Genomic DNA, 25,974 nt, shown 5'->3' with positions numbered 1-25,974 from the left:
GACCCCTTGTCGCCTTATTAGCGCGCTCGTACGTTCTGGGTGTCGCATGGGAATCCTGTGCATCGTCCCGGCGACCGTCGGCGATCCCCCACGCTGGCGAGCGGCAAGCGAAGGAATCTCCTCATGTCGAACTTGCGATCCCGGTGGTCAAAGCAAACGCGCCGGGCGACACACATTCCACTGGAACAACCGGGTGTCATGGATGTGCATCGACGCTGGTATGGCGCCGTCATCTCCGTGTTGCTCGCCGGTGGTCTGGTCGTCAGCGGCTTGACACCCGCCGCGGCAGAGGAAGTGGCCCCGCCGCCAACCTCCGCGCCCGCGGTAGAGGAGACCCCCACACCTTCGCCAACGGAAGCGGCGGATCCGCCTGCTCCGGAACCGTCACCCCCGGCGGTTCCAGAGCCGGAACCCGCTCCCTCGCTCACGACTGAACCTCCGGCTCCCGAGCCGACCGAATCTACGGCGCCCCCCGCACAGCCGGCGCCGACTCCTTCCGAGACCGCTGCGCCGGAACCGACCGAGACGACCGACCCGCAGGCGAAGCTCGCTGACCCTGGCGTATCGCTGATGGCGCTCCTCCCGGCCTGTGATGACGACGAAGTCAACTGTGGTCGACTCACGGTAACCCTGAACATCGTGGGCGGAACCGCCACTGCCGCAGACTGGGAGTTGCGCGCCACCGACACCTCGTCGAGCGATCACTACGTCATGGTCAATGGCGTGATGCAGTTCGTCGATCGCCCCGCTAACTACGCGATTACGGCAAACAGCCTCAACCCGGCCGCGACCGCCCCGTACACCAGCGCCCTGACATGTACCACGGCAGGCAACGGCGGACAGTCATCCCGCGTGGAATTCAATTCCGCGACCGGAGTGGTGTCATTCTTCGGCACGAGCGACAACCGGCGCACCTCGAACTGTACGTTCACCATGACGGCGCCGGTGGTTCCGATCTCCACCACCATCACCACCTACGTTGCCGGTGACCGCACCGGCCTTTCGGGCTTGACCGGGCTGGGTGGCGCAACGCTTGAACTCTGGACAGGCACCGCAAGCGGCCCCACCGCTGCTATCGCGCAGCCGTGGGCAACGTGTACTTCGGCGGGCGCCGACGGCGCATGTACCTTCACGGTGCCGGAGGCAAACACGACCTACGCCGGTCAGCAGTTCTGGATCGTGCAGAAGACCGCTCCGGCCGGTTGGCGAATCAACGCGACGATCGCAACCGGTGGTTCCGGAGCCACGCAGACGACGTACGCCGCCCGCACCGCACCGATCTCCACCACTCCGCAAGACTCCCGCGTTGACTTCATGATCGGCACCGGCGGGACCAACGTCTATGCCTCGGGCGGCACCTTCGTGATGTCGCGCACCAACGTTGCCGCCTCCCAGGCCTGCGGCGTTGACGTCGCTATTCTGTTTGACCTTTCTGGCTCGCTGAGCGGCCAGTTGGCCGATATCAAGGATGCCGGTGACGCGATGGTGACGGCGCTGGAAGGCACCAACTCCACGATCGGCGTTTACACCTTCGCCAACTCCGCCCCTGCTTCGGCGGGCGCCAATTTCCCGCAGACTCAGGTCTCGACAGCTGATGGCGCCGATGACGTTCGCGATCACATCAACACCTTCACCACCCCCAACGGCGCGACCAACTGGGACCGTGGATTGAGCCAAATTCCTGGTGGCACCTATGACATCGTCTTGGTGATCACCGACGGCAACCCGACTCGGTATGGCGACGGCGAAGGCCCCGGCAACAACACTCGCTTCCGCGAAGTTGAAAACGGCGTGCTCTCCGCAAACCAGCTGAAGGCCAACGGATCCCGCATCGTCGCAATCGGTGTTGGCGATGGCGTCAGCGGACCAGCAGACAACCTCATCGCAATCTCCGGCACCGCGTCAGGTAGCGACTACTTCCAGGCAGCGACGTTTGACGCCGCAGCCCAGGCTGTGCGCAACGCGGCCCTCGGCGACTGCCTCGGATCTCTCACGGTCGTGAAGCAGGTCGTGCCGCAGGGTAACGTCGGCGAAAACGTCACCGGTGCTACACCGGCCGGTGGCTGGACCTTCAACGCCTCCTCCCAAACGGCTGGCCTCAGCCTCAGCGCGGGTTCGGGCGTCACCGCACCGGCAACGGGCGCTGTGAACTTCCCGCTCACCTACACCGGCGGCCTCGGCACCGGAACAGTGCGAGTCAGCGAAGTTGTGCAGAACGGCTACGGCATCGTGACCCAGAGTGCGAAGAACGCGGTGTGTACCGCCACCTTCCTCAACGGCTCCACGTCATCCGTGCCGGTGACCAACCAGACCGTTGGTGCCGACCCCGGCTTCGACGTCGCGGTGCCGGCCAACGCCTCCGTCTCTTGTGTTGTCTACAACAAGCCGTCGCTGGTGAAGACCAGCATCACGGTCGACAAGGTCTGGGTGGTCAACGGTGTCGAATACACCAACCTCACCAACCCGCTGGCAGCTGAGGGCGTTAACGCGACGCTGCAGCTCGATGGCACCAACCAGGCATGGAACACGCCGCGCGGCAACATCACTGAGGGCACAAACGTGGCCATCAGCGAGACCGTGGCCGCTATGCCTGTCGGCCTCGCGCAGTGCACCTACGGCGGCGTTCAGATTGTGAACTCCGCAGGCGCCGTGGTCTCGTCGTCGGCAACCTACAACGCAACGCTTGCGGCGAATGCTGACCTCAATAAGTACAAGATCAAGAACACGGTGACGTGTGGTTCGCAACTGACACTGCAAAAGTCGGTGGCGAACGGAACGGCACAGCCCACGGCCTGGACGCTGACGGCATTTGAGTCGCCGCAGGCGCTTGACGGCCCGTCCGGTCCGACGGGCGTCACCGGACCGGTAACCCCGGGTGTGCGCTACGAGCTTGGTGAGTCCGGCCCGGCAGAGTACCGCCAGACCATCGCCCCCAACGTGGTCATCAACCCGCCATCGACCGGTACCTGGAACTGTGTACGTCTCGACGGCACCGGTGCTGTTGTTCCGGGCTTCGCTGACGGCCTCAACGGCGGCGTCGTTGTTCCGCTTGGCTACCACGTGCGATGCACGTCAACCAACCAGACCTCGTTCTTGGTGCTGCAAAAGAGCGTTGAGAACGACAACGGCGGAACAGCCGAGGCCGACGACTTCATGTTGACGGCGACGCCCGCCACCTACCCGGGGCTCGCAACGCCCGCGGCAGTCACCGGCGCCACCACTACGTCGGCAGCCAACACCATCAACGTTCGCCCCAACCACGTCTACACCCTGACGGAGTCCACCCTGCCGGGTTACGCCTTCGTCAAGCTGCAGCAGTTTGTGGGCGGCGCCTGGGTTGACGTCGTCGCCAACGCCGACCCTGCGGGCTACCCGCAGCAAGACGATGACGGCAACTGGCAGGTGACGGTGTCACCATTGGCGACGGGCACCTACCGCTTCGTCAACGACGATGTGGCCCCCAAGCTCACGCTGATCAAGAACGTGGTCAACCAGTGGGGTAGCAACGCGCAGGCCAGCGCCTGGACGCTGCACGCCAACTCGGTCGAAGGCAATGTCGAGGGCACATCGGGCACCAGCGCACAGATTGTGGCGGGTGTCGGATACGACCTCTCGGAGAGCGGAGGCGTCGCGGGCTTCACTCAGACCAACCTCGTCTGCTCCAGCGGCCTGCAAGGCACAACGGTAACCGCACAGGTGGGCGATGACATCACCTGTACCTTCACCAACACCGCGCAACCCGGCAAGCTGAAGCTCGTCAAGGTCGTCGACAACGCCACCGGTGGTTCCGCCGTCGCAACCGACTGGAACGGCAACCTGTGGGCCGAGCTCGGTGGAGCGCAGACCGCGTTCAACCACGAGCAGACAATCGACGTCAGCGCCGGCACCTACACCATCGGCGAAAACGATGTCGTCAGCGGCTACGCAATGAGCGGCCTGTCGTGTGAAGACAAGCCCACCTCGCTGGCTGACCGCACCGTGGCCGTCGCCAACGGCGAAACCGTCACCTGCACGATCACCAACAAGGCGAAGGCACCGACCATCACGCTCATCAAGGAGCTTGACACCGACCCGTGGGGCGGAACCGCAGACGTTGAAGACTGGACGCTGTCGGCTCTCACCGAGGGCGGCCAGGACGTCGTTGGAGTCACCGGAACCACGGGAGCGGCACAGGCAGGCGTCACGTATGAGCTGAGTGAGACCGACATCGCCGGCTACGAGCTGAGCACGCTCACCTGTACTGGTCTGCCGAACGTTTCGGCAGACTCGCCGACCTTCATGCTCACGCCGGGTCAAGACACGACGTGTACGTTCACGAACGAATCGCAGCCGGGTGAGCTCACGCTCATCAAGGAGGTCAACAACGCCAACGGTGGCGACGCTGAAGCCGCGGACTGGAACCAATTGCTGACGGCAACGCCCGCAGTCGGTGACGCGATGCTCTTCGACAGCGGCGAGACCATGCAGGTTGCCAACGGCACCTTCACCATCGGTGAGCTTGCCGGCCCTGCCGGCTACACGCTCACCGGAATCACGTGTAACGACGTTGCGCTCGACCTGAGCGACCCGACGGTAAGCGTGCCCAACGGTGGCGATGTGGAATGTATCCTCACCAACGCCTCGCAAGCGCCAACCGTGACGCTGATCAAGGTTGTCGACAACGAGATCTGGGGCGGTTCGGCCGTCAACACTGACTGGACGTTGACGGCGACCGCAGGCGACGATGACCCATCGCTTACCGGCCAGACTGGCGTTAATGGTCCGCTCAAGGCAGGCGTGGAATACACGCTCGATGAGAGCGACATTGACGGCTACGAGCTCACCTCGCTCAGCTGCACCGGCTTGAACACCACGGCCGACGCGCCGACGTTCACGCTGATGCCCGGTCAGTCGACGGTTTGTACGTTTACGAACACGTCGATGCCTGGTGGATTGAAGATCACCAAGATCGTCGACAACACCAACGGTGGTGACGCCGTGGCGGCCGACTGGAACCAGTCGTTGCACGCAACGTTCGGTGCCGATGCTCCAATCCCGTTTGACAGCGGTGAGACCATCGACGTCCCAACCGGTACCTACACGATCGGTGAGACGGAAGTAGTGCCTGGCTACGAACTGACCGGCATCACGTGTGATGGCGAGGAGCTCGACCTGAGCAACCCGACGGTCACTGTTCCGAACGGCGAACGCGTCGAATGTGAGGTTACCAACGCGTCGATCGCACCGAAGATCACGCTGATCAAGGAGGTTGACACCAGCGAATGGGGCGGCTCGGCTGACCCGAACGCGTGGCTGCTGTCGGCAACGGCAGGCGCTGATGACCCCGCGGTCTACGGAAATACCGGCATCACCGGCCCAATCAAGGCTGGCGTCGAGTACACCCTGGCGGAAGCAGGGGGAGTCAGCGGATTCGAGTTGACCGATCTCTCGTGCACCGATGGTGTCGAGGTCTCGGTTGATAACCCGACCTTCACCATGGAGCCCGGAGGCCTGACCACCTGTACCTTCACGAACTCGTCGAAGCCTGGCGAGCTCAAGCTGAACAAGGAGGTTGATCTCACCAACGGTGGCGACGCTGTCGCAACCGACTGGAACCAGATGTTGCAGGCTCAGTTGGGTGATGGTGCGGTTCTCGCCTTCGACCACGGTCAGAGCATGCAGGTTCCTGCTGGTTCGTACACGCTCACTGAGCTGCAAGATGTCGTCGGCTACGAGCTGACCGCCATCAGCTGCCTCGGTCAGGACACCACGAAGGCAGACCCGACGGTGGACGTGGCAAACGGCGCGATCGCCGAATGTACGTTTACCAACGCGTCGGTCGCTCCGCAGATCACGCTCGTCAAGGTGACCGAGTCGCCGTACGGCGAGCCGGCCGATGAGACGCAGTGGACGCTGTCGGCATCGACTGCCGGTGGCCCCAACGTTGAGGGCCCCACCGGAACCACGGGTGCGGCTAAGGCGCTCGCGGAGTACACCCTGACGGAAAACTCCCCGGTTGACGGCTACAAGCTGACGGCGCTGGTCTGTGAGGGCCAAGACGAAGTCACGCTGGACTCGCCGTACCTCACGCTCGCTGAAGGTGAAACGACAACCTGTACGTTCACCAACACCGAGCAGCCAGGAAGCCTCACGCTCTACAAGCAGGTCGACAACACCAACGGTGGTTCGGCCATCCCGAAGAGTTGGGACGGATTGCTTGAGGCCACCCTCGATGACGAAACGTTGGCATACGAGCACGGTCAGACCATGGAGGTCGCACCCGGTACCTACACCCTCACCGAGGGCGAAGGCCCGGAAGGCTACCTCTGGACCGATCTGAGCTGTACTGAAGTGTTGCGTCCGACGATCACCAGCACAGATGACGGCATCTCTGCAGCCATCTTTACGTCGATGGAGAATCCGTTCGTCGCAGTCGGTGCCGGAGAAATGTGGGAGTGCACGTTCACGAACGAGTCGCAGAAGCCGAAGCTGACGCTGGAGAAGGAGATCGACAACACCGGTGGCGGCCTTGCCAGCGCCGATGACTGGACTCTGACGGCGGCGACCGAAGGCGGAACGCTCATCAGCGGCACCGGAACCATCACCGATGACCCGATGGTGGCTGCGATCTCGGGCGAAGCCCAGGCAGAAGTAGCTATCGAGCTGGGTGAGATGGGTCCGAGCGGTTACACCGCGAGCGAATGGGCATGTCGTTACACAGAGAGCGGCGATGACGTCGCGCTCGACGACGACGCGCTCTGGCTCAACATCGGCGAGGATGCCACCTGCCGCATCGTCAACACGGCGATCCCGGCAACCGGCTACGTCTACAAGGAAGTCACGTCGACCGAGCAAAACGCGGACGGCACGTGGACGGTCGAATACAACATCACCGTGACGAACAACTCGGAGTACTCGGAGTACGAGTACAGCCTGTCTGATTCGCTGATGTTCGGCACCGGTATCGAGGTGCTCTCCGCAGCATGGAGCGGACGCGGCCTGGTTGACCAGCCGTTTGCCGACGACGGAACCGCGGTGCTGGCAACAGACGCGATCATCGCTCCGCCGGGTGGTACCGAGGTGTACACGGTCGTGGTGAACGCAGATGTGACGGCGGCATCGTACGGCGAAGAAACCAACTGGTGCGAGCCCGAGGGTGGCATGGCTGGCGGATTCTTGAACACCGCCTACCTGACCGACGACGCGGACGGCGGCGAATCCTCCGCCTGCTCCGAGCCGTTCACCCCGGAGATCGATAAGAGCACCGAGGCGGTCATCGACAACGGTGACGGCACCTACCGGATTGTGTACCTGCTGACGGTTTCGGCCCCCATGGCCCCCGACGGCGAGACCGTGTACTACGACCTCACCGACGAGCTGAACCTGCCTGACGGCGTAGAAATGGTCGGCGACGCAACCGCCGCGGCGATTGGCGAAACCCCAGAACCGACGAACCCCACGTTCGATGGCGAGGGAGTCTGGACCATCGTTGAAGGCGGCAGTGTTGGCACCGAGCCTCACGTCTACGAGGTGGAGCTAACCGTCAGCACGAGTGCTGAAGCCGTCGGCGGCGAACCCGTCTGCGGTGTCGAAGAAGAGGGTATCCCGGTGGGCAACACCGGAACCGTCATCTCCGGCGAATTCGAAGACGCAAGTAGTGTCTGCGATGTTGTGCACTACGACGATGTGTCGATCGAGAAGACTGCAGGGCTGGACGAAGGCCAGACCTCAGTTGAAGCTGGAGACGTCTTTGACTACGTGCTCACGGTGACCAACAACGGCAGCCGCGAAACGAATGATGTGATCGTCACAGACACGAGCATCAACGACCGCCTCGTCATCACGGACATCGCCGTCACCGACGGCTTCGGATGGGAGACGGTGCCCGGATACGACGACAATGACGTGGCTCTCATGATCTACGACCTTGGCGCCGGAGAATCGGTCACCATCACCGTCACGGTCATGTTCACGCTGCCCGAGGTGACTGAAGTGGAGTCTGGCGACCCGCTGACGGAACCGCCGGTTCCGATCGAGGAGTTCGTCAACGAAGCCTGCGTCGAAGCTGAGTCGGATCAGAACCCGGAGAATGACTGCGACACCGTGACCATCCCGGTACGCGACATCGCAGCCGTTGTGACCGCGGTCTGTGTTGGTGACGCTCCATTCCTTAACTGGATCCTGGTGAAGTCGGAGACGTTGCGCGAAGAAGACATCAACTTCTCGTGGACGCCGAACATGCCTGGCGAGCACGCCCCTGCCAGCGTGACGATGACCGAACCCGGCGGACAGCTGATGTGGTCTGACTCGATTGCGTGGCCCGGATCGGCGTTCACACCCTCGGGCGTGAGCATCGACTACCCCGGATGGCGTGTGCTGCAGGCCAGCGACTACGCACCCGGTGGCGGCTACTACATCCCCGGCACCGCGATCGTGATGACGGCTGAGGAAGAAGCGATGTGGGTCTTCAACGGTCTGATTCTTGACCCGAGCGAGCTGGATTACGCATGGCGTCTTGAAACCACGGTTGTCTTCTCCGTCAACCCGGAGCTGACCTTCAGCGCCACCTACCCGCAGGCTCTCCCCGACTGTGCAGTGGCCCGCCACTCCGAAGTCGTGGTCGAGAAGACGGCATCGGTGGAGAAGGCAATGCCGGGAGACACCATCTCCTACACGATCGCCGCTGAGAACGTGAGCGACGATTCGGCAGCCGAAGGCGTGATTATCACAGACGAGATTCCGGCAACCCTCAAGGTGACCGACATCTCGTGGCCGGGAGAGGGTGACGCCACCGTCTTCCCGAACTGGGAGTCGTGTGACATCGCGGGAGCCAACGCTCAGGGCTACGGCGGAACCATTACCTGCACCCTGTTCGGACCGCTGCAGCCGGCAGGCTTGGAGGGCGGAGTCTCCGCCGCTCCGACGCTGACCGTCAAGGCTACGGTCTCGGCATCGGCGCCTGCTGGCCAGATCACCAACGTGGCAATCGTGGATTACCACACCTTCGGTGACCCGGAAGATTCCGGCCGCGACAGCGACGACGCCGTCGTCACGATTGGTGCCGCGAACAAGCCGCTGCCGGCGACCGGTGGACCGGTGAATGGCGCCTGGGTGATTCTGGGCCTGCTGGGAGTACTCGGCGGATCGCTCCTGCTGATCAACCGCCGCCGACGCGGGGAGGTTCATGCTCAGGTATGACACGCACACCGCGCGACACCTCTGAGGCGCACGCCTCCCGGTGAAGCCTAACGGTGATGGGGAGGAGCCAAACGACTCCTCCCCATCACCGTTTCTGTGTTGCTCGGGGCTTGTTCTTGAGGTTTTCTGGGAGGTCTTTGTCTGTTGGCTGTGAGGTCTTCATGGCATACGGAGATGTGACCTGTGACTTGCGGAGGATAACGCGGCTCTTTGCGGAGATAGCACGACGGGGGTTCGGGGATATCGGCGGTATCGAGCTTTCTCTTCTGGTCTTTTGCGGAGATCGTCGCTAAGGCCCTTGTCTGCCCCATAGCGTCTGGGTGTCGGTTGGGGGCCGACTGTGTGGTTCCCGCGATGGCTAGTGACCTCCCGTGCTAGCGAGCAGCAAACGAAGGAACCCCTCATGTCGAATTCTCGATCGCGATGGTCCGCCAAGCGCACCCGTCGGGCGACCCACATTCCGATGAACCTGTGGAAGTCGCTGACCTCACACGCTGAGCTTGGTGAACCTCGATCGAGAGGCGCCAGCCGCCTCAGCGGCGGGCCGGTGCACAAGTGGGCCGCGATCATTGCCGTCGGTGTCGTCGTTTTCGGTGGCCTCACCGCGGTCGATGCGGTCAACGCTCCGCAGGCTGCCGCCGCGACAATCACAGTCCCGCCGGCAGAAAACGTGCAGGCGCGCATGGACGGCCACATCGGCTACACCGCGGCCTCACCGGGAGGAAGCGCGAACGCTGCGGCAGGGGACGACTATCGATACGGCTCCGCCGACAATGGCACGACGAGCGGTTCGATCGGCAACTCGGGTGGTTCTGCAGGTTCCAGCGGTTCTAACTACTCCAACGGCAACACGGCCTACCTCGGAGACGGGAACACCGTATGGTCTGCGCACGGTGACCAGCGAGGTTCCGGAGGTCAGCTGAACCTCTCGGGTCAGAGTGCGCTGGGATTCTCACCGCGCGGCATCAGCACCGTTCAAACCGGGGAAATCTTCAACCTGGGCCGCGTGTCTCACAAAAACAACCCGGTGACTGCTACCAACCAGTACTTCCGAGGTGACCTGGACATTCGCTTCCTCACCATGGATCTGTCCTACACCTGGCAGATGAACGAGACGCCGAACCAGTGCAATGGCAATAACTGTGCCGACGACTTCACTACCTTCCTCAACCAGCTTTCCCCGCAAACGTTCGTTCACACTGACGGGTTGACCTACACCCTCGTGGTTCAGGGCTTCGTGTCGCCGCAGGGGTCGAACAACACCTGCAACGCCACGGTGCCCAGCATCTCCGGCGTGATCAACCAGTTCCGCACGGTGGAGAATCAGACCACATACGGTTGCCTCTACGCCTCGATCGAGCAGGTACGCCAGGTGACGGTGAACAAGGTTGTCGCCTCCCCGTACACCACCGCCCCCGCGCGCACATTCGCTTTCACCAGCTCGTCGACGCTGGCGGGCTCGCCGTGGGCCTCTAACTTCTCGCTGACGGACGGCTCATCGGTTGTTCGCCCATACAACAGCGGTGAGAGCCTCACCATCACCGAGGGCGCGCAGGCAGATCCCTGGGCATTCACCAGCGTCGCGTGTGTTGACGGTACCGGATCCGCCATCCCGGGCATCACGGTAAGCGGTCAATCGATCACGATTCCGCGCGGCACCACTGCCACAACGGCAAATGCCTCCGACATCACCTGTACCTACACGAACACCTACACACCGCGCGCTACCGTCACCCTCGTCAAGCAGGTCACCTCAACCGGCCAACAGGCGCCGGTTGCTCAGCCCGCGCACTGGACGCTGAATGCACAGGGCCAGGGTATCGTGAGCAGCCAGCTCGTCACGGGCCCAGGTAACTCCGCAACCGTCACCAACCAGAGCGTGATCGCGGGCACCTACCGGCTCGGCGAGGTTGCTAACAACCCATCAACCACCGCCGGGTACGTGCAAAACGGGCCATGGACCTGCACCAACGGGGTGACGGTCAACGCGAACAGCGAGATCACGCTGACGCACGGCCAAAGCACGACCTGTACCGTGCGTAACCTGTTCCAGACTGGCACGCTGGAGATCACCAAGACGGTCACATCTCCCGCCAACGGTTACACGCAAGGAACGGCCAAGCCCTTCACCGCGCAGTACTCCTGCTCCGTGGCCGGCGGCACTCCCATCACCGGCCAGGTGACGATTAACCCGGCAGCCACCAACGGAAATGCCGGTGCGGTTGCGAGCATCCCGAACCTCCCGGCTGGCGCAAGCTGCACGGTAACCGAGCTGAACGCGCCCACGGGTACCTCCACCGACCTCACCAACGGTTCATACGTTTGGGGATCGCCGGTTGCGACCCCCGGCTCGACGGTGCTCATCACGGCCAATGCGGCCACCCGAGTAAACCTCACCAACCCGGTCACCCAGAACACCGGATCCCTCGTCATCAGCAAGCAGGTGACGCCGCGTGCTGGCGTGCCGAGCGCGGGCTACACCGGCGGCAACCGCACGTTCGCAATCAACTACTCATGTGTCATCGGTGGCGCGACCACTGCTTCCGGTGTACGCAACGTTGCAGCGGGTTCCAGCGTGACTGTCACCGGCATCCCGGCGACCTCGGTCTGTACCCTCAGCGAGACGCAGAGCGCCGCTGCCGGAGACTTTGCCGACGCTTCCTACCGCTGGGATGGCACGAGCTTTACGCAGCCCGCAATCATCCCCGCCAACGGCGAGTCCGCGGGCACGGTCGTGAACTACTTCACGCGAGACCTCGCGACCCTGACGATCGCCAAGACCGTTCAGGGTGACGGCTACACCGGCGGCGACTTCACCATCAACTACGCCTGCGGTCAGGGCGACAGCGCTGTCACCGGCAGCGTCGTTATCGCGCATGGCGAGTCTGAGCAGGTTCAGGTGCCGTCGGGCGTCGCCTGCACCGTCGTTGAGACGGCAGACCGCCCCGGCCTTGCGCCCGGGTACGTGTGGCAAGACGCCACCTACGCTGGCCTCACCAATGGTTCCGTCACCGCGACGATCGCACAGCCCGCAACCGTCACGGTCACGAACCCGACGGCCATCGGCTTTAACCGCATTTCGGTGACCAAGCAGATCGCGAACTACGCGGCCGACGTATCACCCGGAACCACGTTTGATGTCACCGTCGCCTGCAACCAGCCGGCGCAGGGCGAAGCAACCAACTACTCCGGCGTCTTCACCTTCACCACGCCGTTGGGTGGGGCACAGCAGACCCCTTACCTCCCGATCGGAACCTCGTGCACGGTCGTTGAGACAGCGTTGCCGAGTGGTAGCGATGACCTGCCAGGGGCCTCGTACTCCTGGTCGAGCACCCCGGTTTATGTGGGGCTCACCGATGGTGCCATTACGGTTCCGGCGTCGACGACGCCCGCGTCGGCCACGGTTATCAATGACGTCAACCGCGTGTACGGCGCACTGAACATCACCAAAGAGGTCGTAAACAACGCCTCGATCGGGTTGTCGGCTCCGTTTAGTGGAACCTGGGCCTGCACGTTCGGCGGCGAACCCCACGCAAGCGGCACCTGGACGGTCCCGGCCTCCGGTGGAGCGGCAACGCTCACCAGCACTGTCGGCAACCACGAGGCGTTGCTTGTCGGCAGCACCTGCAGCGTTGACGAAGCAGCCCCGGAAAACCCGGTGCCCGGCGACAACTCGTATGTCTGGGCGGTCACGCTGCCCGCAGACATCCTGCCGGTCACGGTTGAGGGCACCAGCGCGACCGTGACCAACACGATCACCCGCACCACCGGCTCGTTCTCGGTCGCAAAAAATGTGATCGGCGGAACCGCAGGCGAGCAGTTCGAAGCCGCCGACTTTACCTTCGACTACGTATGTGAGCCGCCCAGCGGCGCCGACATCACCGGAACCATCGGTGTCGCCGCAGGCGCCACCGGCGACGGACCGGACGGAGTTCCCGCAGGTTCGGTATGTACGGTCACGGAACGCACCGGTGCAGATTTGCCGGCGCCGATTGACCCGTACCGCTGGGACGGCGTGACGTTTGACGTCACGGGTGCGTCCGGAACGCCGGTGACCGATGGCATCACGTTCACCACGCCGGCAGATGGTGCGGCGGTTGCCGTTTCGGCAACAAACAGCATCTCGGCACGCACCGGCAGCGTGAGCGTCAACAAGACGGTCACCCAGCTCGATGGCGGCTTCGTTGGCGGCACGAGCGAGATCTTCCCGATGACGCTCACCTGCACCGACCCGGCAACGGGCAGCTCCGCGCAGTTCGGCGCCACGCAGACCATCGCGAACGATGGCACGGCAACGTGGAATGACATTCCCATCGGCCTCGTCTGCTCGGTGCAGGAGAGCGCGATCTTGGCTGGCGGACTGAAGGATGCCTCCTTCGCATGGGCGGCACCGGCCTACAGCCACCCCGATGGCGTGACGGTCCTCGAGAGCGACACCCCGACGATGACCGTCACCAACTCGATGGTGCGCGTCTACGGTGAAATCTCCGTCGCGAAGATCTTCGACGACGGCGGCTTCCCCGCGGTCGTCGCAGGCGACCGCACCTACAGCGGCGCATGGTCTTGCTCCTACGATGGCGGAACCGTTGCTGCCGGCACCTGGACCGGAACCGGCTCATCGGCTGGCACGGTTGCGACGCTTACCGCAACCACCGGATCGGCCACCGAAGTTCTGCTCACCTCGTCTTGCACGGTGACAGAAGACACGCTTTCAGCGCCGAGCGCGAGCGACAGCTCGTTCTACTGGCTGGACCCCGTGCTTCTGGGTGTGACCTCGGTCAATGAGACCCCGAGCGCGAACCAGATGACGGTCACAAACGAGCTGGCGCGCAACACCGGATCGGTGACAGTCGCCAAGACGCTGTCCGGCGCAGACGGCTACGTCGGCGACGGCTTCGCCGGGTTCCCGGTTGGCATCGCGTGTGCCCTCGACCCCGCCGACATCGACAACGAACTCGCCGTGAACCGCATGACGGGAACAGCAACCGTGCTCCCGGGCGCGGCAGCGGTCACCCTGATCAACGATGTTCCGCGTGGCTGGACCTGCGCGGTCAACGAGGGTGCGTTCTCCGGCGGCCTGTACGACGGTTCCTACGCCTGGGGCGATGAGACCATCACCGTTGACGGCGAGGAGACTACTTCACTCACGATTGCCGAGACGCCGCGCGCCGTTGTTGTTGACAACAACATCGTGCGCCTGACCGGCAGCATCGAGATCGAAAAGCAGATTGCGGCTGGCCTCGAGCACGCCGTCAGCGACGGAGCAGCCTTCAGCGGCGCATACTCGTGCATCTACGACGAGGGCACGCCGCGCGAGGAGACCTTCTCCGGAACCTGGTCGGTGACGGACGCGGGAGACGCGACGCTTGTGGGCGACACCGCCTTGCCGTTGGGCACGGTCTGCGACGTGACAGAAGAGACGCCGAACCCGGCCGACCTGGTCGACGTTTCATGGGCTTGGGGCACGCCGGTCGTTGCACCGCAGAGCGCAACGGTTACGGCAAACGGTCCGGCATCGTTCACCGTCACGAACACCCCGCAACGCGTGTACTCCACGGTGGAAATCACCAAGGAGCTCGTTGGACCGAGCACCGGGTTCGCTAACCCCGCACTTACAGTCGCTGGCACCTGGTCCTGCACCTACGGTGGCGCCGTTGTCGCGACTGGTCGCTGGACGGCCCCTGCCGCTGGCGGCGCTGCCACCCTTGACCCGGCGAACCCGCAGATTCCGCTCACGTCGCAGTGCGAATCGGCAGAAGACACCTTAGACACCACGGTCTTCGTCGATGAGTCCTACGTGTGGGGCGCACAGCCCGCGGTGCAGACAGCCGACGTGGTTGCTGGTGAGCCGGCAAGCATGACGTTTGTCAACACCGTCGAGCGCGTCTACGGTACCTTCGCCATCACGAAGCAGATCAACCGCGGTGCCGGTGTGAGCGACCTCGTTCCGTCGGCTGGTATCGAATACTCCGGCACCTACGCATGTTCGTACGGTGGGGTAGAAGAAGCACCCAAGCCGTGGACAATCGTCGGCACCGGAACCTTCACCGCCCCTGATGCGTACTACGTCGGCACCCAGTGCCGCATCGTAGACGAAAACGCACCATTGGCGCCGGTACCCGGCGACGCCTCCTACCAGTGGGCGGGTCACTCGTTCAGCAGCCCCGTCACCCTCGGGGCAAACCCCGCGGTAGCAACGGCGACGGTATGGAACTCGGTCATGCGAGTCACGGGCGAGTTCTCCGTGACGAAGGCCTTCCAGGGTGACGCATCCGGCCTGCTCGACGCCGATCCGTTCTACAGCTTCGAGTGGTCCTGCGTGGCAGACAACGGTGACGTGTTCCCGGCCGCGGGCGCCAACAACACCTTCGCGATCACCGCGGGAGGCACGTGGAGCCCGGCTGACGAAGACCTCACCATTCCTACCGGAAGCGAGTGCACCGTCACCGAAACCGGCGTGCCAGCGGTCACCGACCCGTCGTACACATGGTCTACCGCCATGTCGATCAGCGGCGCGACCGGCACAGGCAATGGTTCCACGATGGTGTTTGAGACTCCGGCAGACGCGGATGCTGCGGTGCTGGTAACGGCCACGAACACACTGTCGCGTGAAATGGGCAGCTACACGGTGCGTAAGGATGCCGACCCGGTGAGCGGAAGCACCGTGATGCCGGGCGACACCATCACCTACACGGTGACCGTCACCCCGGGCGCTGCTGGCTTCGTGGACGACGTTGTCGTGACCGATGATCTGAGCGCAGTGTTGCCATACGCAACCCTTGACGAGGCCACCATCACGGCCACGCAGGGTGCAACCGATGTTGTCGACAATTCGCTGGTGTGGACCGTGGGGCGCGTGAACGTTGGCGAGCCGCTGACTCTCACCTACCAGGTGACCGTCAACGCCGACCAGTGGGGCATCGAACTGCGCAACAGCGTGACCACGACGGGTGAGAACCCGCCGGAGGAGTGCGAGCAGTGCTCGACCGTGCATTACACGCCGGCGTGGGAGATCAGCAAGACGTCTGACCCGGCAAGCGGATCCGCCGTGGTTGCTGGCACCGTGATCACCTACACGCTGACGGCCGTGAACACCACGGCCAACGCGACGGTCACGGGCGCCACGGCGACCGACGATCTCGCCGGCGTGCTGGCGTACGCGGAGCTTGGCACGCTGCCAGACAGCCTCACCAATGACGGCGGCGTGCTGACGTGGGCAATTCCCACGCTCGCGCCGGGAGAGTCGACGAGTGTCAGCTACGCGGTGACCGTGCTGGATGGCTTCGACGGCGTGACCTTTAACAACGGTGTCGTGCCCGGCGACGGTGGCGAATGCGTCGAGAGCTGCACCACGACGCACCACACCCCGGCATGGACCCTCGCGAAGTCGAGCGATCCGGCCTCCGGAACCATGGTGCTTGCGGGCGAAGAGGTGACGTACACGCTGACCATCACCAACACGGGCCCGGTCGCAGTACCCGCCGCTTCCGCGCAAGATGACCTGAGCGACGTGCTTGCGCACGCCGATCTGGTTGAGCCGCTGCCCGCTGGTTTGACGCTGGACGGTACGACGCTGACCTGGAACGCCGGCGCGATTGCGGTCGACGGCTCGGTGTCGGTGAGCTACACGGTTGTCGTTCATGACGACGCTCGCGGCGTGACGCTGCGTAACGTTGTCGTGCCGACCGGCCCTGGTGGCGAGTGTGAGGGTTCTTGCACGACGGAGCACCCGGTTCCGGCGTGGTCGCTGACCAAGACGAGCGATCCGGCATCCGGAACGGCCGTGGTTCCTGGTCAAGAGGTCACCTACACGCTGACCGTGACCAACACCGGCCAGGTCGCCACTTCGGTGACGGCGCAGGATGACCTGACCGAGGTGCTGGCACACGCTGCCCTGGTGGGCGCGCTGCCTGACGAGCTGACGCTGGACGGCAACACCCTCACATGGGATGCCGGAACCGTTGCGGCCGGTGCTTCGGTGTCGGTGAGCTACACGGTCGTCGTCAACGACGACGCCCGTGGCGTGACGCTGCGCAACGTGGTGGTTCCCACCAGCCCCGGCGGCGAGTGTGTTGAGGCCTGCACGACGGAACACCCGGTTCCAGCGTGGACGCTGATGAAGACGAGCGACCCGGCTTCGGGATCAACCGTGCTGCCCGGCGACGAGGTTACCTACACCCTGACCATCACCAACCCTGGCCCCGTGCCGACGGTGGCGACCGCCGAAGACGACCTGAGCGCGGTTCTGGCTCACGCCGATATCGTTGGCGCCCTGCCTGATGAGTTGACGCTTGACGGCACGACGCTGACGTGGAATGCCGGAACCATTGAGGTTGGCGATTCGGTGTCGGTGAGCTACACGGTCGTCGTTCACGACGACGCCCGTGGCGTGACGCTACGCAACGTGGTGGTTCCGACGAGCCCCGGCGGTCAGTGTGTTGAGGCGTGCACGACGGAGCACCCGGTTCCGGCTTGGACGCTGACCAAGACGAGCGACCCGGCCTCCGGCTCGACCGTTGTGCCAGGTCAAGAGGTGACGTACACGCTGACGATCGAAAACACCGGCCCGACGGTGGTGGATTCGGCTACCGCCGAAGATGACCTGAGCGATGTGCTTGCGCATGCCGATCTGGTTGAGCCGCTGCCCGCTGGCTTGACGCTGGACGGAACGACGCTGACCTGGAACGCCGGCGCGATTGCGGTCGACGGCTCGGTGTCGGTGAGCTACACGGTTGTCGTTCACGATGACGCTCGTGGCGTGACGCTGCGTAACGTTGTGGTTCCGACGAGCCCTGGTGGCGAGTGTGAGGGTTCGTGCACGACGGAGCACCCGGTTCCGGCGTGGTCGCTGACCAAGACCAGCGACCCGGCCTCCGGTACTACCGTGTTGCCTGGCCAGGAGGTCACGTACACGCTGACGGTGACCAACACCGGTCCGGTCGCCATCACGTCGGCGACGGCAATCGATGACCTGGCCGCGGTGCTGGCGCATGCCGACATCGTGGGTGATCTGCCCGATGGCTTGACGCTGGACGGCACAACGCTCACGTGGACCACCGGCGAAGTCGGAGTCGACGAGTCGGTTTCGATCAGCTACACCGTGGCGGTTCACGATGACGCTCGCGGCGTGACGCTGCGTAACGTGGTCGTGCCGAGCGGCCCCGGCGGCGAGTGCGAGGGTTCGTGCACGACGGAGCACCCGGTTCCGGCGTGGTCGCTGACCAAGACCAGCGACCCGGCCTCGGGAACCACGGTGCTACCTGGCCAGGAGGTCACGTACACGCTGACCGTCACGAACACCGGCCCGGTCGCGACCACCGCGACCGCAGAAGACGACCTGACCGAGGTTCTGGCTCACGCCGACCTCATCGGCGATCTGCCGGATGGTGCAACGTTGGACGGTACGACCCTCACGTGGAACACCGGAACCATCGGTGCTGGTGAGTCGGTATCGATCAGCTACACCGTTGTTGTGCATGCTGATGCGCTCGGCGAAACCCTGCGCAACGTCGTGGTTCCGACCGGCCCTGGTGGCGAGTGTGAAGGCAGCTGCACGACGGAGCACCCGGTTCCGGCGTGGTCGCTGACTAAGACCAGCGACCCGGCATCCGGATCGTCTGTGCTCCCCGGCGACGAGGTGACCTACACGCTGACCATCGAGAACACCGGTCCAGTGGCTGTCGAAGCAACCGCTCAAGACGACCTCACGGAAGTCTTGGCGCACGCCGATCTGGTGAGCGAGTTGCCCGCGGGCCTCACGCTTGACGGCATGACGCTCACCTGGAATGCCGGAACCATCGGTGTCGGCGAGTCCGTCTCGGTCAGCTACACGGTGGTGGTTCACGCCGACGCACGCGGCGCCACGTTGCGCAACGTGGTCGTGCCCACCACCCCGGGTGGCGAGTGCGAGGTGTCCTGCACGACGGATCACTTGGTTCCGGCGTGGTCGTTGACGAAGTCGAGCGACCCCGCATCGGGTTCGTCCGTCAAGCCGGGCGAGCACATCACCTACACCCTGACCGCAACGAACATTGGCGAGGCGAACCTCACCGGCGCTCTTGCGATCGATGACCTGAGCGGTGTGCTCGAGCACGCAACCCTCGCTGGTGACCTGCCAGCCGGACTCACGCTCAGTGGTGAAACGCTGACCTGGCAGATTCCGGACCTCGCGCCCGGTGCTACCGCCTCCGTGAGCTACATCGTCACGGTGAAGGCAGACGCGAAGGGCGTGACGATCAAGAACGTCGTGACCCCGGGCGGCACGCCTGGCGGCGACTGCGTGGAGAGCTGCTCGACCGACCACGAGGTTCCGACGCCTCCGGTCAAGCCGCCGCTTCCCGCAACCGGTAGCGCGAACACGCTGCCGTGGGGTCTCGCCGGAGGGTTTGCACTCATGGTGGGAGCTGCGCTGATCTTCATGCGCCGCAACCGACGCGAAATGCAAGACTGAGATGTTGCCGATCAGTGAACGTCGACGCTGGGAGGTGCAGACGCTGCTGTGACGCAAAACGAGGGCGGGTCGCTCCCGCCCTCGTATCAGACGCCGCGCTGAAAATAGGCGTCTGATGCTGGCGGGGGAGAGCCTCGGAAGTCTCCCCCGCCACACCTCTTTCGCAACACCCGGGTTCCGGAACCTGTCCCTTGGTTCCGGAACTCTTCCATTTGCGCGCGGGAATGGCGACGGTTTCGCGCGGGAATGGCGACGGCGCGTGCCTCGTGCGGCCGCGCCGAAATAGGGGCGGAGACTGGGGATCGGCTGAGCGCGACACGCCCGGGTTTGCGGCATGGTTCCGCGTCTGGCAAACTAGGTAAGTTCCACATTTCGACGGCGCTATTTGCGTGCGTGCGAATCACCACCAGGGCTGTGCATAGGCGGCGCGAAAGCGCAGAGATCTAGGCCGCGGGTCGGAGAACATCACAAGCCAAAACTGAAGCCCTCCGGCATGCCGGAAGTTGACGTGAGGCGCCGGGGAGAAATCCCCGGTCTGACATCAAAATAGTGGTGCAGCATCGAGTCACGCGAGTGACGCGAAAGTGCCAGGCGCAGACACGATAGCTGCGCCCAGTGCGTCCAATGCCCGAGAGGTATGACGCGGAAAGAGAGAAACAGAGATGGCGGGACAAAAGATCCGCATCCGACTGAAGTCGTATGACCACGAGGTCATCGATTCGTCGGCTCGTAAGATCGTCGACACCGTGACCCGTGCGGGCGCGACCGTTGTGGGCCCCGTGCCCCTTCCGACGGAAAAGAACGTGGTGGCAGTCATCCGTTCACCGCACAAGTACAAGGACAGCCGCGAGCACTTCGAGATGCGCACCCACAAGCGCCTCATCGACATCATCGACCCGACGCCTAAGGCTGTCGACTCGCTGATGCGCCTCGACCTTCCTGCCGATGTCAACATCGAGATCAAGCTGTAAGGGCGGGTGTCAAGATGACTGATATCAACTCCAAGGTTTCCAAGGGTCTGCTGGGCACGAAGCTCGGCATGACGCAGGTTTGGAACGAAAACGGCAAGCTCATCCCGGTAACGGTTATTGAGCTCGCACCGAACGTGGTCACGCAGATCCGTACCCCCGAGCGCGACGGCTACAACGCCGTTCAGATCGCTTACGGTCAGATCGACCCGCGCAAGGTGAACAAGCCCCTCACGGCTCACTTCGAGGCAGCAGGCGTTACGCCCCGCCGCCACGTAACGGAGATCCGCACCGCTGACGCCGGCGACTACTCGCTCGGCCAGGAGCTCACGGTTGACGGAACCTTCGAAGCTGGCCAGCTCGTCGACGTTGTCGGCACGAGCAAGGGTAAGGGCACCGCCGGTGTCATGAAGCGCCACAACTTCGCTGGTGTTTCGGCTTCGCACGGTGCACACCGCAACCACCGTAAGCCCGGTTCTATCGGTGCTTCGTCGACCCCGTCGCGCGTCTTCAAGGGCATGCGCATGGCCGGTCGTATGGGTAACGAGCGTGTGACCGTTCTTAACCTCACGGTGCACTCCATCGACACCGAAAAGGGACTCATGCTCGTTAAGGGCGCTGTTCCCGGTGCACGTGGTCGCATCGTCTTCGTCCGCAACGCAGTGAAGGGTGCCTAATTATCATGGCTGACTCCACGCTTACGCTCGACGTTCAGGGTGCTGGTGGCAAGAAGGCCGGAACGGTCAACCTGCCCGCCGCTATCTTCGACGTCGCAACGAACGTCCCGCTGATCCACCAGGTTGTTGTTGCCCAGCAGGCAGCAGCTCGCCAGGGTACCCACTCGACCAAGCGTCGCGGTGAGGTTTCCGGTGCTGGTCGCAAGCCGTTCAAGCAGAAGGGTACGGGTAACGCTCGTCAGGGCTCGATCCGTGCACCGCACATGACCGGTGGTGGCATCGTCCACGGCCCGAAGCCGCGCGACTACTCGCAGCGCACCCCCAAGAAGATGATCGCTGCTGCCCTCCTGGGTGCAATCAGCGACCGTGTTCGTGGCGAGCGTCTGCACGTTATCGACTCCTTCGGCATCGAGGGCACGCCTTCGACCAAGAAGGCTGCAGCGCTTCTGAAGTCCTTCCCGGGCAAGAACGTTCTCGTTGTGCTCACGCGCGACGACGAGGCGAGCCTGCTCAGCGTTCGCAACCTTGCGAACCTGCACGTGCTCGCTGTTGACCAGCTGAACGCTTACGACGTGCTCGTCTCCGACGACATCGTCTTCACCAAGGCAGCCTTCGACGCGTTCGTCGCAGCGAAGACTGGCGCTGAGGAGGTTTCGGCATGACCGTAAACAAGGATCCGCGCGACATCATCTTCAAGCCGGTTGTCTCGGAGAAGTCCTACGGACTCATCGACGAGGGCAAGTACACCTTCGAGGTGGACCCCCGCGCTACGAAGACCGAGATCAAGCTCGCTATCGAGAAGATCTTCGACGTCAAGGTCGCGTCTGTTAACACCATCAACCGCGTCGGCAAGGTACGCCGCACCCGCTTCGGCATGGGCAAGCGCAAGGACACCAAGCGCGCCATTGTTGCTCTGAAGTCGGGCTCGATCGACATCTTCACGTCGGTCGGCTAAGCGGGAAGAGGACGAGAAAAATGGCTATTCGTAAGTACAAGCCCACGACTCCTGGTCGCCGCGGCTCGTCGGTTGCTGACTTCGCAGAAATCACGCGTTCCACGCCTGAGAAGTCGCTGCTGCGCCCGCTGTCCAAGACCGGTGGTCGTAACAACCAGGGTCGCATCACGACCCGTCACATCGGTGGTGGCCACAAGCGCCAGTACCGCGTTATCGACTTCCGTCGTAACGACAAGGACGGCGTTAACGCAACCGTTGCTCACATCGAGTACGACCCCAACCGCACGGCACGCATCGCGCTCCTGCACTACGTCGACGGAACCAAGCGCTACATCCTGGCTCCGAACAAGACCAAGCAGGGCGACATCATTGAGTCGGGCGCAAGCGCCGACATCAAGCCGGGCAACAACCTGCCGCTGAAGAACATCCCCACGGGTACCGTTATTCACGCAATCGAGCTTCGCCCCGGTGGCGGCGCAAAGATCGCACGTTCGGCTGGTGTCTCGGTTCGTCTGGTTGCAAAGGACGGCAACTTCGCGCAGCTGCGCATGCCGTCTGGCGAAATCCGTAACGTCGACGCTCGTTGCCGCGCAACGATCGGCGAGGTCGGCAACGCCGAGCAGTCGAACATCAACTGGGGTAAGGCTGGCCGCATGCGCTGGAAGGGCGTTCGCCCGACCGTTCGTGGTGTCGCTATGAACCCGGTTGATCACCCGCACGGTGGTGGTGAGGGTAAGACCTCTGGTGGTCGTCACCCCGTTTCCCCGTGGGGCCAGGCCGAGGGCCGCACCCGTCACGCAAACAAGGAAAGCGACAAGTACATCGTGCGTCGCCGTACCGCTGGCAAGAAGCGTAAGTAGGAGTCAATAAGATGCCACGCAGTCTGAAGAAGGGCCCCTTCGTCGACGAGCACCTGCTTCGCAAGGTCAGCTCGCAAAACGAAGCGGGAACGAAGAACGTCATCAAGACCTGGTCGCGCCGATCGATGATCGTGCCGTCCATGCTGGGACACACGATCGCCGTTCACGACGGTCGCAAGCACATCCCCGTATTTGTTACGGAGACGATGGTTGGCCACAAGCTGGGCGAATTCGCGCCCACCCGCACCTTCCGCGGCCACGTGAAGGACGACAAGAAGGGCCGCCGCCGCTAAGCGGTGGCGCAGAGGAGAAGAAATGGTGGAGTCCATCGCACGCGTGCGACACATCCGCGTGACCCCTCAGAAGGCTCGTCGCGTCGTTGCGCTTATCAAGGGAAAGCAGGCTGAAGAAGCCCTCGCCATCCTGAAGTTCGCGCAGCAGGCAGCTTCGGAGCCGATCTACAAGTTGGTTCACTCGGCCATCGCTAACGCCCGCGTTACCGCGGACAAGAACGGTGAGTCGCTGGACGAGGCTGATCTGTACGTGGTGAACGCATTCGTGGACGAGGGTACGACGCTCAAGCGTTTCCGCCCCCGTGCACAGGGTCGCGCATTCCAGATCAAGAAGCGCACGAGCCACATCACGGTCGTGCTCTCCACGCCGGAGACAGCAGACGCTGCTCCTGCGGCTAAGAAGAAGGCGAGCAAGTAATGGGACAGAAGGTTAACCCGTACGGCTTCCGCCTCGGTATTACGACGGACCACGTGTCACGTTGGTTCTCGGACTCGACGAAGCCCGGCCAGCGTTACGCTGACTACGTCGCCGAGGACATCAAGATCCGCCGCCTGCTGCAGACGCAGCTGGACCGTGCCGGTGTCAGCAACATCGAGATCGAGCGCACCCGTGACCGCGTTCGTGTGGACATCCACACGGCTCGCCCGGGTATCGTCATCGGTCGCCGTGGTGCTGAGGCTGAGCGCATTCGCGCTGACCTTGAGAAGCTCACCGGCAAGCAGATCCAGCTGAACATCCTCGAGGTTCGTAACCCCGAGGCTGACGCTCAGCTGGTTGCACAGGGCATCGCAGAGCAGCTCACCGCTCGCGTGGCATTCCGCCGCGCGATGCGTAAGGGCCTCCAGGGTGCTCAGCGTGCAGGCGCTAAGGGTATTCGTATCCAGGTTTCCGGCCGCCTCGGCGGTGCTGAGATGAGCCGTTCGGAGTTCTACCGCGAAGGTCGTGTGCCGCTGCACACGCTTCGTGCGAACATCGACTACGGCTTCTACGAGGCAAAGACCACCTTCGGCCGTATCGGCGTGAAGGTCTGGATCTACAAGGGCGACCTGACCAACAAGGAACTCGCGCGCGAGCAGGCTAACCAGAAGCCGTCCCGCGACCGTGGTGACCGCCCCCGTCGCGCCCCGCGCAACGCAGAGGCACCGGTCACGGAAGGAGCTTCGGCGTAATGCTTATCCCTCGTAAGGTTAAGTTCCGTAAGCAGCACCACCCCAAGCGTGATGGTGCAGCTACCGGTGGAACCAAGGTTTCGTTCGGTGAGTTCGGCATTCAGGCCCTGACTTCCGCATACGTAACCAACCGTCAGATCGAGTCCGCTCGTATCGCAATGACCCGTCACATCAAGCGTGGTGGAAAGGTGTGGATCAACATCTACCCCGACCGTCCGCTGACGAAGAAGCCCGCCGAAACCCGCATGGGTTCCGGTAAGGGTTCACCCGAGTGGTGGGTCGCAAACGTCAAGCCGGGTCGCGTCCTCTTCGAGGTCGCCGGCGTTAACGAGCAGCTTGCTCGTGAAGCCATGACCCGTGCCATCCACAAGCTGCCGCTCAAGGCACGCATCATCAAGCGCGAGGAAGGCGACGCATAATGGCGATCGGCACCAAGACGCTCGCTCCGAGCGAGCTGGACACGTTCGAAGACCAGCGCCTCCTCGAGGAGGTCCGTAAGGCCAAGGAAGAGCTGTTTAACCTGCGCTTCCAGTCGGCAACGGGCCAGCTCGAGAGCCACGGTCGCATCCGCGCCGTCAAGCGCGACATTGCACGCCTGTACACCGTGATCCGCGAGCGCGAGCTTGGCATTCGTGCCACGCCCGCACCCGTTGAGGCGGCTCCCAAGGCGAAGAAGGCTAAGGCGAAGAAGGCCGACGAGGCTGACGTCGCGAAGGAGGACGCAGAGTAATGGCTGCAAAGGACGAAGCCGTCAAGGCTGAGGCCGTTGAGCGCGGCGACCGCAAGGCTCGCCGTGGCTACGTTGTCAGCGACAAGATGGACAAGACCATCGTTGTAGAGGTTGAGGACCGCGTTAAGCACCCCCTCTACGGCAAGGTCATCCGTCGCACGTCGAAGGTTAAGGCTCACGATGAGACGAACAGCGCCGGCATCGGCGACCTCGTTCTCATCAACGAGACCCGTCCGTTGAGCGCTACCAAGCGGTGGCGTCTCGTCGAGATCCTCGAGAAGGCCAAGTAAGCCCGAGGGCTTCTTGGAATTAGGGAGTAACAAGTGATTCAGACTGAATCCCGCCTCAAGGTCGCCGACAACACCGGTGCGAAGGAATTGCTCACGATCCGTGTTCTCGGTGGCTCCAGCCGTCGTTACGCAGGTCTGGGTGACGTCATTGTCGCTACGGTCAAGGACGCAATCCCCGGCGGAAACGTGAAGAAGGGTGACGTCGTTAAGGCGGTCGTCGTCCGCACGAAGAAGCAGACGCGCCGTCAGGACGGCTCGTACATCAAGTTCGACGAGAACGCTGCCGTCATCCTGAAGAGCGACGGGGAGCCCCGCGGCACCCGTATCTTCGGTCCGGTCGGTCGTGAACTTCGTGACAAAAAGTTCATGAAGATCGTCTCGCTGGCACCGGAGGTTATCTGATC

At 63.4% G+C, this 25,974-nt stretch carries 14 protein-coding genes; all 14 read left to right on the top strand.

From position 1 onward, the window contains the following. The first annotated feature begins 123 nt into the window (after nt 1–123). Nucleotides 124–9,177, top strand: a complete 9,054-nt coding sequence (locus FVP60_RS04880; RefSeq protein WP_147825103.1) for a prealbumin-like fold domain-containing protein — start codon at nt 124–126, stop codon at nt 9,175–9,177. Nucleotides 9,178–9,580: 403 nt separating this feature from the next. Continuing rightward, the gene (locus tag FVP60_RS04875) at nt 9,581–19,627 is read left to right on the top strand and encodes a DUF7927 domain-containing protein (RefSeq protein WP_147825102.1); all 10,047 of its coding nucleotides are present in this window, start codon (nt 9,581–9,583) and stop codon (nt 19,625–19,627) included. A 662-nt stretch (nt 19,628–20,289) separates the two neighbouring features. Beyond that, entirely contained in the window at nt 20,290–20,598 is a 309-nt protein-coding gene (gene rpsJ / locus FVP60_RS04870) for a 30S ribosomal protein S10 (RefSeq protein WP_040162964.1), read from the top strand. A 14-nt stretch (nt 20,599–20,612) separates the two neighbouring features. Beyond that, entirely contained in the window at nt 20,613–21,272 is a 660-nt protein-coding gene (gene rplC, locus FVP60_RS04865) for a 50S ribosomal protein L3 (RefSeq protein ID WP_147825101.1), read from the top strand. A 5-nt stretch (nt 21,273–21,277) separates the two neighbouring features. After that, nucleotides 21,278–21,934, top strand: a complete 657-nt coding sequence (gene rplD, locus FVP60_RS04860) for a 50S ribosomal protein L4 (protein ID WP_147825100.1) — start codon at nt 21,278–21,280, stop codon at nt 21,932–21,934. Beyond that, a complete protein-coding gene (gene rplW, locus FVP60_RS04855) occupies nt 21,931–22,227 on the top strand; it encodes a 50S ribosomal protein L23 (protein ID WP_147825099.1) in 297 nt (98 codons plus the stop codon). Before rplD ends, rplW begins: the two co-directional genes overlap by 4 nt. 20 nt (nt 22,228–22,247) lie before the next feature. Further along, on the top strand, nt 22,248–23,087 hold the full coding sequence (gene rplB / locus FVP60_RS04850; protein WP_147825098.1) for a 50S ribosomal protein L2: 840 nt from the start codon (nt 22,248–22,250) through the stop codon (nt 23,085–23,087). Nucleotides 23,088–23,098: 11 nt separating this feature from the next. Then, complete coding sequence (rpsS, locus tag FVP60_RS04845) at nt 23,099–23,380, top strand: 30S ribosomal protein S19 (RefSeq protein WP_147825097.1); 282 nt, start codon at nt 23,099–23,101, stop codon at nt 23,378–23,380. 22 nt (nt 23,381–23,402) lie between these two features. Next, nucleotides 23,403–23,798 carry a 50S ribosomal protein L22 gene (gene rplV, locus FVP60_RS04840; protein WP_147825096.1) on the top strand — a complete coding sequence of 132 codons (396 nt, stop codon included), beginning with the start codon at nt 23,403–23,405 and terminating at the stop codon, nt 23,796–23,798. Then, entirely contained in the window at nt 23,798–24,550 is a 753-nt protein-coding gene (gene rpsC, locus FVP60_RS04835; protein ID WP_147825095.1) for a 30S ribosomal protein S3, read from the top strand. The genes rplV and rpsC overlap by 1 nt, the downstream gene beginning before the upstream one ends. Beyond that, the gene (gene rplP, locus FVP60_RS04830; RefSeq protein ID WP_147825094.1) at nt 24,550–24,969 is read left to right on the top strand and encodes a 50S ribosomal protein L16; all 420 of its coding nucleotides are present in this window, start codon (nt 24,550–24,552) and stop codon (nt 24,967–24,969) included. Before rpsC ends, rplP begins: the two co-directional genes overlap by 1 nt. Beyond that, a complete protein-coding gene (gene rpmC / locus FVP60_RS13285) occupies nt 24,969–25,280 on the top strand; it encodes a 50S ribosomal protein L29 (RefSeq protein ID WP_147825093.1) in 312 nt (103 codons plus the stop codon). The genes rplP and rpmC overlap by 1 nt, the downstream gene beginning before the upstream one ends. Beyond that, nucleotides 25,280–25,570, top strand: a complete 291-nt coding sequence (gene rpsQ, locus FVP60_RS04820; RefSeq protein WP_147825092.1) for a 30S ribosomal protein S17 — start codon at nt 25,280–25,282, stop codon at nt 25,568–25,570. Before rpmC ends, rpsQ begins: the two co-directional genes overlap by 1 nt. 33 nt (nt 25,571–25,603) lie before the next feature. Continuing rightward, nucleotides 25,604–25,972: a 50S ribosomal protein L14 gene (gene rplN / locus FVP60_RS04815; RefSeq protein WP_147825091.1), complete on the top strand. Its 369-nt coding sequence runs from the start codon at nt 25,604–25,606 to the stop codon at nt 25,970–25,972. The last annotated feature ends 2 nt before the right edge of the window (nt 25,973–25,974 follow it).

The organism is Microbacterium mitrae, from assembly GCF_008017445.1.
GTDB classification, from domain to species: Bacteria; Actinomycetota; Actinomycetes; order Actinomycetales; family Microbacteriaceae; genus Microbacterium; species Microbacterium mitrae.
This window is presented reverse-complemented; position numbering and strand designations above follow the sequence as displayed.